This window comes from Reyranella sp., assembly GCF_030651995.1.
GTDB lineage: Bacteria > Pseudomonadota > Alphaproteobacteria > Reyranellales > Reyranellaceae > Reyranella.
The window spans coordinates 46,931-61,361 of the sequence record NZ_JAUSBN010000005.1 but is presented as its reverse complement, the minus strand read 5'-3'; the positions used below and the strand labels follow the sequence as shown (position 1 = coordinate 61,361).

The following is a 14,431-nucleotide window of genomic DNA, read 5'->3' as shown; positions in this document are numbered from 1 at the left end:
TCGTCCATCAGCGCACGAATCCGTGAACGGCCAGGAAGGCAATAAGGTCGGCGCTGGCACGCTGCTTCAGATCGGCCGTCCCGCCGCCCGCACGGGCGCCGCGGGTGACACAGTGCCGCCGCGCCCAAGCCTGGAACTCCGGCTCCTCCATCGACCGCCCCAGCGCGGGCACGAAGTGACGTCCGTCATCCTCGATGATGTTGCGGCAGCACGACCAGTTCTCGGCGTCCTTGATGTCGAAGACGGGCCCCAGAGATTCCCATCCGTGATGGGCGCCGCCATAGACCTTCACCCGGATCCGGTCGTTGCCGGCCGCGCGCATGCGTTCGGCGTATTCGATCGCCAGTTCGGCCGGCGTGTAGTCGTCCCTGGCGGCCAGCATGAGGAACATCGGCCTTCCGTGTGTGGTGGCGTCGCGATGCTGGGCGGTCGCGCCGGGGCAGAGCGCGACGTGGATGTCGAACAGGTGCGGGAAACCGCGTCGCCACGTCTGGCGCACGGCGAGGGCGGCGTTGAGCGTCGCCACGCCGCCCTTCGAGACGCCCATGATGCCGATCCGCTCCGGATCGAAGCGGCGGTCGGCGCGGAGCAGCGCGAGGGCCGCAAAGGCGTCGCCCTCCATCTGTGCCGCCGAGACCAGGCTCTGGTCGGCCACGGTGCGGCGAACGCCCCGGCTCCGGAAACTGTCGACGATCAGCGCCGCGGCGCCGGCGGCGTTCAGCAGCTCGGCGTAATAGTGCTCGCGGTGGCGCTGCACGCCGGCGCTGCTGGTCAGGATGACCATGCACGGCACCGGACCGGACCTCCCGTGGGGAATGTGCAGGGTCGCGGAGATTCGCGCCGGTCGGCAGGCCGTCGGATGGTCGAACGTCAGCGTGTCGAAGGACATCGATTCCATGGACCCTGTGTAGCTTGTCCCGTAGTTTGTGCGCCATGAGCCAAAGCCCCGCGACCGCTGGTAGCCGACAGACCCAGGTCCAGACTCGCGCCGTCACCGACGACGAAGCCGGGATGCGCCTCGACCGCTGGTTCCAGCGCCACTTCCCCGAGTTGAGCCACGGCGCGCTGCAGAAGCTTCTGCGCACCGGCCAGGTCCGGATCGACGGCAAGCGGACCGAGGGCAAGGACCGTGTCGAACCCGGGCAGTCGGTTCGCCTGCCGCCGGGTGTGACGAATTCACCGCCGCCCAAGCCCAAGGCTTCGGCGACGTCGACCGTCTCGGACCGCGATGCCGCCGAGATCCAGAGCATGGTGATCCATCGCGACGATCACGTGATCGTCTTGAACAAGCCGCCGGGGCTGGCGGTGCAGGGCGGCAGCGGTACGGAAAAGCACATCGACGGGATGCTGGACGCGCTTCGATTCGGCTTCGAGCCGCGGCCGCGCCTGGTCCACCGGCTCGACAAGGATACGAGCGGGCTGTTGCTGATCGCGCGGACCGGCCAGGCGGCCAAGCGGCTGGCCGAGTCGTTCCGGGACCGCGAGACGGAGAAGCTCTACTGGGCGATCGTCGTCGGCGTGCCGCCCAAGAAGGAGGGCGCAATCAACCTGCCCCTGGCCAAGCGGCCGGGTGCCTTCGACAGGGAACTGATGCAGGTTGACGAGGAGAACGGCCAGAAGGCGCTCACGCACTTCCGCGAGATCGACCGGGCCGGCCACCGCGCCGCCTTGCTGGCGCTGTGGCCGCGCACCGGCCGGACCCATCAGCTTCGCGTTCACTGCGCCGCCATCGGTTGCCCGATCCTCGGAGACCGCAAGTACGGCGGCGAGGAAGCGCTGCTGGCGGCGGTCGCCGATTCTCGCCGGCTCCACCTTCACGCCCGCCGGCTTTCGCTGCCGCATCCGTCGGGCAAGGGTGAACTCAAGGCCCAAGCCGAGCCGCCACCTCACTTCCGCCGCACCGTCGAGGCATTTGGCTTTTCGACGGACGGGGTTTGAGCGAGAATCGGTCGGGATGCGGATTCCCTGGAAGCGCGTGGCGGTGATTGCGGCGGTGGCGGTGCCGATCGCCGCCGTCGTCGGAGTCGTCTGGGCCGCGACCAGGGACCTTTCGCGCTATCAGGCGCGCATGACCGAACAGGTTCGCAAGGTCACCGGGCGCGAACTGGCGGCCCGCGTGCCGCTCTCCGTGAAGCTCGGCAGCGAGCCGGCCATGGTGGCCGAAGGCGTCACGCTCTCCAATGCGGCCTGGGGATCCCGGCCCGAGCTGGCGCGCGTACGCCGCATGACGCTGTTTCTCGACCCGTTTTCGCTGCTTCTGGGCGAGGTCAAGATCGGGCGTATCCTGCTCGAGGGCGCCGACATCCTGGTCGAGCGCAACGAGGTGGGCGATAGCAACCTCGAGATGCTGCCGCCGCCCGATGGATCGGGGCCGCATCCCGGCGAGAACCGTTCGCTCAAGCTTCGTACCTCCCCGGCCTTTCCCTGGATCGGCAACATCGAGGTCCGCGACTCGGTGCTGACCGTCTCGGAAGGCGCGGGCCGGCCTCCCGTCGTGCTCGAGATTGCGAATGCGACCCTGAAGTCGCCGGCGCCGAACCAGACGCTGCAGGTCGAGGGACGGTTCGGCGTGGCGCAGGGCGTGGCGATGGAGCTCACGGGCACGGCCGGGTCGTTCAATGGCTGGATGGCCGGATTGCCCGGCAACATCGACCTGCAGGGCGGCTTCGACGGCGGCAGGATTTCGATCAAGGGCAGCGTCAACGCCAAGGGCACTTCGTTGCAGATCAACTCGGAAGGCCCCGACGTTTCGGTGTTCGGGCCGTACATCCGCCTGCCCGTTCCGGCGGGCGGTCCCTATGTGATGAACAGCAAGGCCTCGACGCAGCGCAACGGTTTCAAGGTCGAGGTCACGTCGTTGAAGGTCGGCTCGAGCGAGGCCGCCGGCGAGGCGCTGTTCCGCGTCGACCGCAAGGGCCACCCGATCATCATCGTGAATGCCGACATGACGCGCCTCGACGTGTCGGAACTGAAGGCCCCGCCGGCGATGGCAGCGCCGCCCGCGCCCGCGACGGCCCCCATGCAGCCGCCGCGCCTGATCCCGGCCCTGCCGTTCGTCGCGAACTGGCTCGGCCGCTCCGCCCTGACGGTCACCGTCAGGCTGGGTGAGGTGGTGGGCCTCGGCGCCAAGATGCAGAACGCGTCGGTGACGCTGGCATCGGGGGAGACGCGCTTCACGTTCCGGGCGGCGGCCACCGTCGGCGGCGGTTCCGCCGGCGTCGATCTCGTCTACGACCCGGCAGGCCGCGTCGGGCAGACCACGCTGACGGCCACGGCCAATCGGGTCTCGCTCGGGGAACTCTCGACGTTGCTGGGACTGGACCTCGGCCTGCGCGACGGTGTCGCCGATATCGACCTTCGCCTGCGCGGCGGTGGCCGCACGACGCGCGATGCCCTGAACTCGGCCAATGGCTCGATCGACGTGGCCATGGGCAAGGGGCTGTGGCCACACAGCCAGCTCGCCAACTGGCCGCCGGAGACGCAGCGGCTGCTGGGCGGCACCGATGCCGGCGTGCCGTTCAACTGCATCGCCGGACGTTTCGAGGTCAGCAGCGGTGTCGCCAACCTCCGGCGCCTGGTCGTCGACACGCCGCGCGGCGTGCTGGTCGGCGGTGGCTATTTCCACCTGCGCACCGACGGCTGGGAGTTCATCCTGGCGCCCGAGGCACGCGACCCTCAGAACGCGGCCCTCGCCGTGCCGATGCGCATCAAGGGCGGCGCCGGCAAGGCCACGGCGAGTGCGGTCGATCCCAACCTCTCCAAGCTGCTGGTCGGCGGCGGCCCGATTCCCAGCCTCGTGGCACAGGTCGCGCAGGCGGGCCGGCAGGCCGGCGCCAACGCCTGTGCCGTGCTGGCGCCTCGCGTGGAGGCCCTGCGGCCCGGTCTGCGGGCCCAGATGCCGGCGCCCACGTCTGACGTCCGTCAGCGGGCCTCCCGGCCGCCAGCGCGCACCCCCGGTCCGCAGCGCAGTCAGGGCCGCTAACCGCGGTCTTGTCGGCGGCCTCGCACCGCGTGTAATCCCGACGCCACGATGCGACAGGAGAACGGTGAATTCCGCATCGTGATATGACCGGGAGCTGAATGAAGCGCTTCTACAAGGATACGGGCGTCGATGAAGGGGAGGGCGGCTTTCGCGTTCTGCTCGACGGCAAGCCCATGCGGACGCCCGCCAAGGCGATCCTGGTCGTGCCGACGCGGGCACTCGCCGAGGCCATCGCTGCCGAATGGGCGGCGGTGCCCGAAAGGGTCGAGATCAATGCCGCGCACCTGCCGCTCACGCGTCTTGCCGCAACCGGGATCGACCGCGTCATGTCGCGGCGCGCCGACGTGATCGCCGATACGGCCAAGTATGCCGGCTCGGATCTCCTTTGCTATCGCGCGACCGCGCCGGACAGCCTGGTGAAGCTGCAGCTGGAGCTGTGGCAGCCGTTGCTGGAGTGGGCGGCCGAGCGGCACGGCGCAGGGCTGCTCACCGCCGACGGTATCGGCTTCGTGGACCAACCCGAAGAGGCGAAGGCGAGGCTGCAGGAGGCGGTGTCGGCCCACGGCGATCTGGCGCTGTCGGGACTCTACAATCTCACCCACACGACGGGATCGGTGGTGATCGCGCTGGCGGTGTCGGAGGGGCGGCTCGATGCGGCCGCCGCCTTTGCCGCCGCCCAGATGGACGAGCTCTACCAGGTGGATCGTTGGGGCGACGACCCGATCGCGGAGAAGCAGCGCCAGGGCGTGCGCCGGGACATCGAGGCGTGCGCGCGCTTTCTTTCACTTCTGGAAAACGCGCGTCTGCGCGGCTGAGGGGACTCATGGGAGCGGGCACAAGGCTGCGGAAGGTCATGGCCGAGAAGGGGCTCGTCGAGGCGATGGCGGCGCACAGCCCGCTGTCGGCGATGCTGGCCGCGGAAGCGGGCTTCGACGCGATCTGGGCCTCGGGTTTCGAGCTGTCCGCCCTGTATGGCGTGCCCGACGTCAGCATCGTGTCGATGACCCAGCATCTCGACATGACGCGCGCGATCGCAGAGCGCTCGGGCCTGCCGGTGGTGGCCGACATCGACACCGGCTTCGGCAACGCCATCAACGTCCTCTATGCGGTGGAGCAGTATGAGCGCGCCGGCGTCGGTGCGATCGTGATGGAGGACAAGAGCTTTCCCAAGGTCACGAGCCTGATCGCCGGCGGCCGGCAGGACATGGTCCGCATTGAGGAGTTCCAGGGCAAGATCGAGGCGGCGCGTTCGGCCCGGCGTGATCCCGACCTCGTCGTCGTGGCCCGCACCGAGGCGCTGATCGCCGGTCTCGGCCAGGACGAGGCGCTGAAGCGGGCTCGGGCCTACGAGGCCGCGGGCGCCGACCTGATCCTGGTCCATTCCAAGCAGAAGACGCCGGACGAGATCGAGGCTTTCATCAAGGCATGGGACGGCAAGGTGCCGATCGCATTGGTGCCGACCGCGTATCCGCAGATGACGGTAGCGCGGGTGCGTGAACTCGAGAAGGTCGGTCTGCTGATCTGGGGCAACCATGCGATCCGGGCTGCCGTCGGTGCCATGCGGGCGACCTTCGCCCAGATCCGCAAGGACGGCGGAATTCACAGCGTCGAGGCGAGTATTGCCACGGTCGACGAGGTATTCGATTTGCAGGGAATGGGAACGGTGAAGGAAAACGAGAAGCGATTCCTGCGCTAGACGTGATCGCGTTATTGGCCGAAAACTGACCGAGGGCCGGAGATTTAGATGCAGAAAATGTTGGAAGAACTCGAGCGCAGGCGGGCAGCGGCGCGTCTGGGCGGCGGCGAACGCCGTATCGAGGCGCAGCACGCCAAGGGCAAGCTCACGGCGCGCGAGAGAATCGACGCACTCCTCGATCCCGGGTCGTTCGAGGAATACGACATGTTCGTCGAGCATCGCTCGATCGATTTCGGCATGGAGAACCAGAAGATCCCGGGCGATGGCGTGGTCACCGGCCATGGCACGATCAACGGCCGGCTGGTCTATGTCTTCAGCCAGGATTTCACGGTGTTCGGCGGCGCTCTGTCCGGCATGCACGCCACCAAGATCTGCAAGGTCATGGACATGGCGATGAAGGTCGGCGCCCCGGTGCTCGGCCTGAACGATTCCGGCGGCGCGCGTATCCAGGAGGGTGTCGACTCGCTCGCGGGATATGCAGACGTGTTCCAGCGCAACGTGCTCGCGTCGGGCGTGATCCCGCAGATCTCGATGGTCATGGGCCCCTGCGCCGGCGGCGCGGTCTATTCGCCGGCGATGACCGACTTCATCTTCATGGTGAAGGACAGTTCCTACATGTTCGTCACCGGCCCCGACGTGGTGAAGACCGTCACGCACGAGACGGTGACCCAGGAAGAGCTGGGCGGCGCGCTCACCCACACCCAGAAGTCGGGCGTGGCCGATCTCGCCTACGAGAACGACATCGAGGCGCTGCTGCAGCTTCGCCGTTTCGTCGACTTCCTGCCCTCGAACAATCGCGAGAAGGCGCCGGTCCGCGCCACGCTCGACCCGGTCGATCGAGACGATTTCTCGCTGGATACGCTGGTGCCCGAGAACCCCAACAAGCCCTACGACATCAAGGAGCTGATCCTGAAGGTCGTGGACGAGGGCGATTTCTTCGAGCTGTCGCCGGAATGGGCCGCCAACATGGTCGTGGGCTTCGGCCGCATGGCCGGCCGCTCGGTGGGCTTCGTGGCCAACCAGCCGATGGTGCTGGCGGGCTGCCTCGACATCGACAGCTCGCGCAAGGCGGCGCGCTTCGTGCGCTTCTGCGACGCCTTCAACATCCCGATCGTGACCTTCGTCGACGTGCCGGGCTTCCTGCCGGGCACGACCCAGGAATTCGGCGGCATCATCAAGCACGGCGCCAAGCTGCTCTATGCCTATGCCGAGGCCACCGTGCCGAAGGTCACGGTGATCACCCGCAAGGCCTATGGCGGCGCCTACGACGTGATGGCGTCCAAGCACCTGCGCGGCGACGTGAACTATGCCTGGCCGGGCGCCGAGATCGCGGTGATGGGCGCCAAGGGCGCGGTCGAGATCATCTTCCGGTCCGATGTCGGCGACGCCAAGAAGATCGCGGCGCGCACCGAGGAATATCGCCAGAAGTTCGCCAACCCGTTCGTGGCGGCCAACCGCGGCTTCATCGACGACGTGATCATGCCGCACGGTACGCGCCGCCGGATCTGCAAGGCGCTGGCCACGCTCGAGACCAAGAAGCTCGAGAATCCGTGGCGCAAGCACGGCAACGTGCCTCTGTGACGGGGACGCCGTGCACCTGTCTCCCGAGGAGCGCATGAGGCGCGGCCGGACCGTGCGCAAGCACCTGATGGTCGGGCTTCTCGCGCTGCTCGTGATCATCCCGCTTAATTTCATCGTGAGCCGTCAGTATCCGTGGTGGCTCTGGGTCCTCATCGTCTGGTTGCCCCTGATCGGCGCTCACTCACTGTGGGCCAGGGGCTTCTTCGATCGCAGAAAAGAAGGAATGTGAGCATGGCCGCCAAGAAGAAGGTCGCCAGGGTCGCCGCCAAGAGCGCGCCCCGGAAAGCGCCCACGAGCGCATCAAAGGGCGTCGCGGTTGCGAAGAAGGCGCCGGGCGCGAAGCCCGCGGCCGACGGACCGCTGTTCGACAAGATTTTAATCGCCAACCGCGGCGAGATCGCCTGCCGGGTCATCCGGACCTGCAAGCGGCTCGGCATCAAGACCGTGGCGGTCTATTCCGAAGCCGATGCCGACGCGCTGCATGTGCGCGAGGCCGACGAGGCGGTGCTGATCGGACCGCCGCCCTCGGCGCAGTCCTACCTGCTGATCGACAAGATCGTCGAGGCCTGCAAGGCGACCGGCGCGCAGGCGGTTCATCCGGGCTACGGCTTCCTGTCGGAGAAGGAGGCCTTCCAGAAGGCGCTGGCCGAGGCCGGCATCGCCTTCATCGGTCCCGACGCCCACGCCATCTACGCCATGGGCGACAAGATCGAGTCCAAGAAGCTCGCGCAGGCAGCCGGTGTCAGCACGGTCCCCGGCTATCTCGCGGCGATTCCCAATGCCGACGAGGCGGTGAAGATCGCCCAGAAGATCGGTTACCCGGTCATGATCAAGGCCTCGGCCGGCGGCGGCGGCAAGGGCATGCGCATCGCCTACAACGATGCCGAGGCGCATGAAGGCTTCGGTTCGGCGACCAACGAGGCCAAGGCCTCGTTCGCCGACGATCGCGTGTTCATCGAGAAGTATGTCGAGGAGCCGCGTCACATCGAGATCCAGCTGATCGCCGACGGCCACGGCAACTGCATCTATCTGTGGGAGCGCGAGTGCTCGATCCAGCGCCGCCACCAGAAGGTGATCGAGGAGGCGCCGAGCCCGTTCCTCGACGCCAAAACGCGCAAGGCGATGGGCGAGCAGGCCGTCGCCCTGGCCAAGGCGGTTAAATACAAGAGCGCCGGCACCGTCGAGTTCATCGTCGACAAGAACCGCAAGTTCTACTTCCTGGAGATGAATACGCGCCTGCAGGTCGAGCATCCGGTGACCGAGTTGATCACAGGGCTCGACCTCGTCGAGCTGATGATCCGCGTGGCCGCCGGCGAGAGGCTGCCGTTCCAGCAGAAGGACGTGAAGCTGCAGGGCTGGGCCGTCGAGGCGCGCCTTTACGCGGAAGATCCGTTCCGCAACTTCCTGCCCTCCACGGGGCGCCTCGTGAAGTATCGCGAGCCCGAGGCCGGTCCTGACGTGCGCGTCGATACCGGCGTCTACGAGGGCGGCGAGATCTCGATGTTCTACGACCCGATGATCGCCAAGCTCTGCACGCACGGGAACACGCGCGACGAGGCGATCGACCGCATGCGCCGCGCGCTGGACGAGTTCTACGTCCGTGGCGTGTCGCACAACGTGCCGTTCCTCGCGGCGCTGATGGCGCATCCGCGTTTCCGGGCCGGCAAGCTCACCACCAACTTCATCGCCGAGGAGTTCAAGGGCGGCTTCACGGCGGCCCATCTGCCGCCGAAGGATCCGGCGGTGCTGGCGGCGGTCGCGGCCGTGGTGGATCGCATCCATGCCCATCGGTCGGGCGCGCCGCAGTCCGAACGCGTCGTCATGCTCAACCGCACGGCGATGCCGGTGTCCGTGAGTGGCGGAGGCCTCGAATTCGCGGTCGACATCGACGCCCGCCGGATCGAGATCGAATCCGATTGGACGCCGGGCGAGCCGCTGATGCGCGCCAGCGTCGACCAGCATCCGGTCGTGGTGCAGATCGATACGCTGGGCTCCGGCTGGCGCCTGACGCATGAAGGCGGCCAGGCGGACGTGCTGGTGCTGACGCCGCGCCAGGCCGAGCTCTATGCGCTGATGCCGGTCAAGGCGGCCCCCGACACGTCCAAGTTCCTGCTCTCGCCGATGCCGGGCCTCCTGGCCTCGGTCGCCGTGAGCGAGGGGCAGGAGATCAAGGCGGGCGAGCCGCTGGCCGTGGTCGAGGCGATGAAGATGGAGAACGTGCTGCGCGCGACGCGCGACGGCACGGTCAAGACGCTGCACGCCAAGGCGGGTGACAGCCTGCGCGTCGACCAGAAGATCATCGAGTTCGCCTGAGCGGGATGGCGTTGCAGGCGCGTCTCGCGATCACCGGTCGGGTCCAGGGCGTGGGCTACCGCGACTGGGCGATGGCGACGGCACAGCGGCTCGGCCTCAGCGGCTGGGTGCGCAACCGCGCCGACGGCTCGGTCGAGGCGCTGATCGGCGGGGACGACGACGCCGTGGGCAGGATGATCGAAGCCTGCCGCCGCGGCCCGACGCTCGCGCGGGTGGACGCCGTCGACGTCGAACCGGTCGACCTCGATGTCCTGCCGTCGGGCTTTACGCGGCTGCCGACGGCCTGATTTCGCCGAACACTTCCTGGAAGGTCTCGGCCAGCGCCGCGTCGAGGTCGGCCAGGGTCACCGGCAGGCCGAGATCGACCAGCGAGGTGACGCCATGGTCGGCGATGCCGCAGGGAACGATTCCCGCATAGTGCGACAGGTCGGGCTCGACGTTGATCGAGATGCCGTGGAACGCCACCCAGTGGCGGATGCGCACGCCAATGGCCGCGATCTTGTCTTCGCGGGGACTGCCGTCGGGCAGCGGCGGTTTGTCCGGCCGCACGACCCAGACGCCGACGCGGCCTTCCCGCCGTTCCGCCTTGACGTTGAAGCGGCCGAGCGTGCGGATCGTCCATTCCTCGAGGTCGGCGACGTAGCGGCGCACGTCCTGGCGGCGCGCCCTGAGGTCGAGCATCACATAGGCCACCCGCTGGCCGGGGCCGTGATAGGTGTACTGGCCGCCGCGGCCGGCGACGTGGACCGGAAACCGCGCGGGCTGCAGCAGGTCCTGGGTCCGCGCACTGGTGCCCGCGGTGTAGAGCGGCGGATGCTCCAGCAGCCAGACCATTTCGCCCGCCCGTCCGGCGCGGATGTCGGCGACGCGCACTTCCATGGCGGCGAGCGCCTCGTCATAGGGGACGGGGCTGTCTGAGATGCGCCATTCGAGCCTGTTCATTGTGGCAAAATCGGCACTTCCCGGTCTTCGTGCAAGCCCGCCTTGCCACTGGGGGGGCGATTTGGTATCCCCCGCGCCATCGAACCGGCGCGGCCATGGCGGAATTGGTAGACGCGCTAGCTTGAGGTGCTAGTGCCGCGAGGCGTGGAAGTTCGAGTCTTCTTGGCCGCACCATCGCCGGTTCGAATGAAAAGGTAGACGAGAGGTCGCCGCCTGTTGGTAAATCCCAACCGGCGGCCCTTTTGTTTTTCAGGCGAGGAGACGAGCTTTGGCGGACGAACTCAGCGAAAGCGCTCTCCGTTACCATCGCCTGCCCCGACCCGGGAAGATCGAGGTCGTCCCGACCAAGCCGCTGGCGACCCAGCGCGACCTCTCGCTCGCCTATTCTCCCGGCGTCGCGGCTGCCTGCAACGAGATCGTGCGCGATCCCGCGATGGCTGCCGAACTCACCTCCCGTGCCAATCTGGTCGCCGTGGTCACCAACGGCACCGCCGTGCTGGGATTGGGGGCGATCGGGCCCCTGGCGGCCAAGCCGGTGATGGAGGGCAAGGGCGTCCTGTTCAAGAAGTTCGCGGGCATCGACGTCTTCGACCTCGAGCTGGCCGAACTCGACCAGGACAAGCTCGTGGACATCGTTGCGGCGCTCGAACCGACCTTTGGCGGCATCAACCTCGAGGACATCAAGGCGCCGGAGTGCTTCTACGTCGAGCAGAAGCTGCGCGAGCGCATGAAGATCCCGGTGTTCCACGACGACCAGCACGGCACTGCCATCATCGTCGGTGCCGCCTTGTTCAACGCGCTGTCGCTGGTCGGCAAGGACATCGCCAAGGTGAAGCTGGTCGTGTCCGGCGCGGGTGCGGCGGCCCTGTCGTGCCTCGGCGTGCTGGAGAAGCTCGGCCTGCCGCGCGAGAACATGTGGGTCACCGACATCGCCGGCGTGGTCTGGAAGGGCCGCAACGAGCTGATGGACCCGTGGAAGGAACGCTATGCGCGCGAGACACAGGCCCGCACCCTGGGCGAGGTGATCGGCGGCGCCGACGTTTTCCTGGGCCTCTCGGCTGCCGGCGTCCTGAAGCCCGAGATGGTGGCCCGGATGGCCGCGCGGCCGCTCATCTTCGCATTGGCCAATCCCAATCCCGAAATCACACCTGAAGACGTCGCGGGCGTTCGCGACGACGCCATCATGGCGACCGGGCGTAGCGACTATCCCAATCAGGTCAACAATGTCCTGTGCTTCCCCTACATCTTCCGCGGCGCGCTGGACGTGGGGGCCACGACCGTCAACGACGAGATGAAGATCGCCTGTGTGCGGGCGCTCGCGGCGCTGGCGCGGAAGGAACCGTCCGACGTCGTGGCGCGCGCTTTCGGCGAACAGGCCGGGGGATTCGGTCCCAGCCAGATCATCCCCAAGCCGTTCGATCCGCGCCTGATCGTCGAGCTGGCGCCGGCCGTCGCGAAGGCCGCGATGGACAGCGGCGTCGCGACGCGGCCGATCACCGACTTCGACGCCTATCGCCAGCAGCTCAGCCAGTTCGTCTTCAAGTCCGGTCTCGTCATGCGGCCGGTGTTCGCGCAGGCGCGCTCCGATCCCAAGCGGGTGATCTTCAGCGCCGGCGAGGACGATCGCGTCCTGCGCGCCGCGCAGATCATCCTCGACGAGGGGATCGCCAAGCCGATCCTGATTGGCCGGCCGGAAGTCGTGCGCCGGCGCGCCGAGCGGCTCGGCCTGCGCTTCCAGCCGGGTGTCGATGTCGAGCTGGTCGATCCGTCCAGCGACCCGCGCTACGACAAGTACTGGGGCGCCTATCACGAACTCATGGAGCGGCGCGGCGTCACCGAGCCCACGGCGCGCAACCTGGTGCGCTCCAGCCCGACGCTGATCGCGGCGCTGGCGGTGAAGCTGGGCGACGCCGACGCGATGATCGCCGGCGCCTATGGCCGGTTCCGCACGCATCTGGCCCATGTGCGCGACGTCATCGGCCTGCGCGAGGGCGCGAAGAACATGGCGGCGCTCAGCCTGCTCGTCATGCCGACCCGCGCGCTGTTCATTGCCGACACCTACGTGAACTACGATCCGGACCCCGAAACGCTGGCCGAGATCACGTTGCTGGCCGCCGACGAAGTGCTGCGCTTCGGCATCCAGCCCAAGGTTGCGCTGCTTTCGCATTCGAGCTTCGGCAGCTCCGATCATCTCTCGGCCAGGAAGATGGCGGCCGCGGTCAAGATCCTGCACGAGCGGGCGCCCACCCTCGAAGTTGACGGCGAGATGCACGGCGACGCCGCGCTCGACGTCGAAATCCGGCACAGCGTCTTTCCGCGGTCCCGGCTGAAGGAGCCTGCGAACCTGGTGGTCTGCCCGTCGCTGGATGCCGCCAACATCTCCTTCAACCTGTTGAAGGAGGCGGCCGATGGGCTGCATATCGGGCCGATTCTGCTGGGCACCGACCTTCCGGCACACGTCCTCACACCGTCGGTCACTGCCCGCGGCATACTCAACATGACCGCCCTGGCCGTGGTCGAAGCGCAGCGCCTTGCCGAGGCGCGTGGATGAGCGGCGAGATCGATCTCGTCGACGAAGTCACGCCGGACCTCGTCCGGCGAGTCGAGGCGGCCCTTGTCGAGAACAGGCCGGAGGAGGCGCGGGGGCTGCTGGCCAACCTCAGCGCGACGGGCCAGGCCTCCATCCTCGAACAGATTTCGGAGGAAGAGCGCGACACGCTCGTCGGCATCCTCAAGGACGATCTCGATCCCGAGGCCCTGACCGAGCTCGACGAGGAGGTCCTGGAGGACGTCCTCGACCAGCTCGACAGCAAGGAGATCGCCGCCGCCGCCCGCGAGCTGGAGGCCGACGACGCGGCCACCATTCTCGAGGACCTGACGGAAGAGGAACGGCGGGAAGTCCTGGCGGAGATACCCGCCGACGAACGCGCCGATATCGAGCGCGCGCTGGCTTATCCCGAGGACGCGGCGGGCCGCCTCATGCAGCGCTCGCTGGTCAAGGTGGCCGACACCTGGACCGTGGGTGAGGTGATCGACCATTGCCGCGAGGCCACGGACCTGCCCGACGACGTCTACGACATCTTCGTCATCGACGCGTCCGGCCGCCTGCGCGGCTCGGTGCCGCTCGGCCGCATGCTGCGCACCAAGCGGCCCGTCCCGATCCTCGACATCGTCGATCCCGACATCCCGTCGTTGCCGGCGATGGCCGACCAGGCCGAGGTGGCGCACGTCTTCCGCGACAAGAACCTCGTCTCGTGCCCGGTCGTCGACGATGACGGGCGGCTGCTGGGCGTGATCATGGTCGACGACGTGGTTGACGTGATCGACGAGGAGGCGGAGGAAGACCTGCTCAAGATGGGTGGCGTCGGCTCCGACGACATGCACGCCGACACCGTCCGAACGGCGCGCCTGCGGGCGCCCTGGCTTCTGGTCAACGTCGCCACGGCGCTGGTCGCCTCCGTCGTGATCAGCCAGTTCGAGGACACGATCGAGAAGATCGTGGTCCTGGCCGCCCTCATGCCGATCGTCGCGTCGATGGGCGGCAACGCCGGCATCCAGACCGTCACCGTCACGGTCCGCGCGCTGGCGATGGGAGAATTGACGGCGGCCAACGCAATGCGCTTCATCAGCAAGGAAGCGGTCGTCGGCAGCCTGAACGGGCTCCTGTTCGCCACGCTGCTCGCCGCGGGCGTCATCCTCGTGTTCCACGACTGGCGGCTGGGCGCGGTCATTGCCGCCTCCATGGTCTGCAATTTGATGGCCGCGGCGCTGGCCGGCTCGCTGATACCGCTCGGCCTGCAGAAGTTCGGCGTCGATCCGGCCGTCTCGTCGACGGTGTTCCTGACCATGGTCACCGACGTGATCGGTTTCCTGACGTTCCTCGGGCTGGCGACGATCTTCCTGCTTTGAGGTATCGT

General features: G+C 67.8%; 12 protein-coding genes and 1 tRNA gene. 11 read left to right on the top strand and 2 right to left on the bottom strand.

Translation table 11 applies throughout. The features are described from left to right. Positions 1 to 7 precede the first annotated feature (7 nt). Positions 8 to 898 (bottom strand): dienelactone hydrolase family protein, encoded by an 891-nt coding sequence (locus Q7V45_RS00990; protein ID WP_304845503.1) that lies wholly within the window; start codon positions 896 to 898, stop codon positions 8 to 10. 35 nt (positions 899 to 933) lie between these two features. On the opposite strand from Q7V45_RS00990, the gene Q7V45_RS00985 reads away from it, so the two are divergent. From Q7V45_RS00985 to Q7V45_RS00950, 8 genes are all read left to right on the top strand, one after another. After that, positions 934 to 1,938 (top strand): RluA family pseudouridine synthase, encoded by a 1,005-nt coding sequence (locus Q7V45_RS00985; RefSeq protein WP_304845500.1) that lies wholly within the window; start codon positions 934 to 936, stop codon positions 1,936 to 1,938. Between the two features lie 16 nt (positions 1,939 to 1,954). After that, positions 1,955 to 3,982 (top strand): AsmA family protein, encoded by a 2,028-nt coding sequence (locus Q7V45_RS00980; protein ID WP_304845498.1) that lies wholly within the window; start codon positions 1,955 to 1,957, stop codon positions 3,980 to 3,982. A 98-nt stretch (positions 3,983 to 4,080) separates the two neighbouring features. Beyond that, on the top strand, positions 4,081 to 4,797 hold the full coding sequence (locus Q7V45_RS00975; RefSeq protein ID WP_304845494.1) for an ATP12 family chaperone protein: 717 nt from the start codon (positions 4,081 to 4,083) through the stop codon (positions 4,795 to 4,797). Positions 4,798 to 4,805: 8 nt separating this feature from the next. Beyond that, the gene (locus tag Q7V45_RS00970; protein ID WP_304845491.1) at positions 4,806 to 5,678 is read left to right on the top strand and encodes a phosphonopyruvate hydrolase; all 873 of its coding nucleotides are present in this window, start codon (positions 4,806 to 4,808) and stop codon (positions 5,676 to 5,678) included. A 48-nt stretch (positions 5,679 to 5,726) separates the two neighbouring features. Further along, entirely contained in the window at positions 5,727 to 7,259 is a 1,533-nt protein-coding gene (locus Q7V45_RS00965; protein WP_304845488.1) for an acyl-CoA carboxylase subunit beta, read from the top strand. Between the two features lie 52 nt (positions 7,260 to 7,311). Further along, the gene (locus tag Q7V45_RS00960) at positions 7,312 to 7,488 is read left to right on the top strand and encodes a hypothetical protein (protein WP_304845485.1); all 177 of its coding nucleotides are present in this window, start codon (positions 7,312 to 7,314) and stop codon (positions 7,486 to 7,488) included. A gap of 131 nt (positions 7,489 to 7,619) precedes the next feature. Further along, complete coding sequence (locus tag Q7V45_RS00955; RefSeq protein WP_304846109.1) at positions 7,620 to 9,572, top strand: acetyl/propionyl/methylcrotonyl-CoA carboxylase subunit alpha; 1,953 nt, start codon at positions 7,620 to 7,622, stop codon at positions 9,570 to 9,572. A gap of 5 nt (positions 9,573 to 9,577) precedes the next feature. Continuing rightward, positions 9,578 to 9,859 (top strand): acylphosphatase, encoded by a 282-nt coding sequence (locus Q7V45_RS00950; RefSeq protein WP_370692533.1) that lies wholly within the window; start codon positions 9,578 to 9,580, stop codon positions 9,857 to 9,859. Here Q7V45_RS00950 and lipB read toward each other — a convergent pair. Further along, positions 9,837 to 10,514, bottom strand: coding sequence for a lipoyl(octanoyl) transferase LipB (gene lipB, locus Q7V45_RS00945; protein WP_304845478.1), 678 nt, complete (start codon positions 10,512 to 10,514; stop codon positions 9,837 to 9,839). The two genes, Q7V45_RS00950 and lipB, sit on opposite strands and share 23 nt — an antisense overlap. An 89-nt stretch (positions 10,515 to 10,603) precedes the next feature. On the opposite strand from lipB, the gene Q7V45_RS00940 reads away from it, so the two are divergent. From Q7V45_RS00940 to mgtE, 3 genes are all read left to right on the top strand, one after another. Further along, positions 10,604 to 10,688 (top strand) — tRNA-Leu (locus Q7V45_RS00940). A gap of 94 nt (positions 10,689 to 10,782) precedes the next feature. Continuing rightward, positions 10,783 to 13,065 carry an NADP-dependent malic enzyme gene (locus tag Q7V45_RS00935; RefSeq protein ID WP_304845475.1) on the top strand — a complete coding sequence of 761 codons (2,283 nt, stop codon included), beginning with the start codon at positions 10,783 to 10,785 and terminating at the stop codon, positions 13,063 to 13,065. Further along, positions 13,062 to 14,423: a magnesium transporter gene (gene mgtE / locus Q7V45_RS00930; RefSeq protein ID WP_304845472.1), complete on the top strand. Its 1,362-nt coding sequence runs from the start codon at positions 13,062 to 13,064 to the stop codon at positions 14,421 to 14,423. Before Q7V45_RS00935 ends, mgtE begins: the two co-directional genes overlap by 4 nt. Positions 14,424 to 14,431: the final 8 nt, after the last annotated feature.

What these genes read in the sequence shown, in the direction of transcription:
- Q7V45_RS00985 (WP_304845500.1), top strand. Translation starts at nt 934, where the DNA reads ATGAGCCAAAGCCCCGCGACCGCTGGTAGCCGACAGACCCAGGTCCAG.
- Q7V45_RS00975 (WP_304845494.1), top strand. Translation starts at nt 4,081, where the DNA reads ATGAAGCGCTTCTACAAGGATACGGGCGTCGATGAAGGGGAGGGCGGC.
- Q7V45_RS00980 (WP_304845498.1), top strand. Translation starts at nt 1,955, where the DNA reads ATGCGGATTCCCTGGAAGCGCGTGGCGGTGATTGCGGCGGTGGCGGTG.
- Q7V45_RS00965 (WP_304845488.1), top strand. Translation starts at nt 5,727, where the DNA reads ATGCAGAAAATGTTGGAAGAACTCGAGCGCAGGCGGGCAGCGGCGCGT.
- lipB (WP_304845478.1), bottom strand. Translation starts at nt 10,514, where the DNA reads ATGAACAGGCTCGAATGGCGCATCTCAGACAGCCCCGTCCCCTATGAC.
- mgtE (WP_304845472.1), top strand. Translation starts at nt 13,062, where the DNA reads ATGAGCGGCGAGATCGATCTCGTCGACGAAGTCACGCCGGACCTCGTC.
- Q7V45_RS00970 (WP_304845491.1), top strand. Translation starts at nt 4,806, where the DNA reads ATGGGAGCGGGCACAAGGCTGCGGAAGGTCATGGCCGAGAAGGGGCTC.
- Q7V45_RS00990 (WP_304845503.1), bottom strand. Translation starts at nt 898, where the DNA reads ATGGAATCGATGTCCTTCGACACGCTGACGTTCGACCATCCGACGGCC.
- Q7V45_RS00950 (WP_370692533.1), top strand. Translation starts at nt 9,578, where the DNA reads ATGGCGTTGCAGGCGCGTCTCGCGATCACCGGTCGGGTCCAGGGCGTG.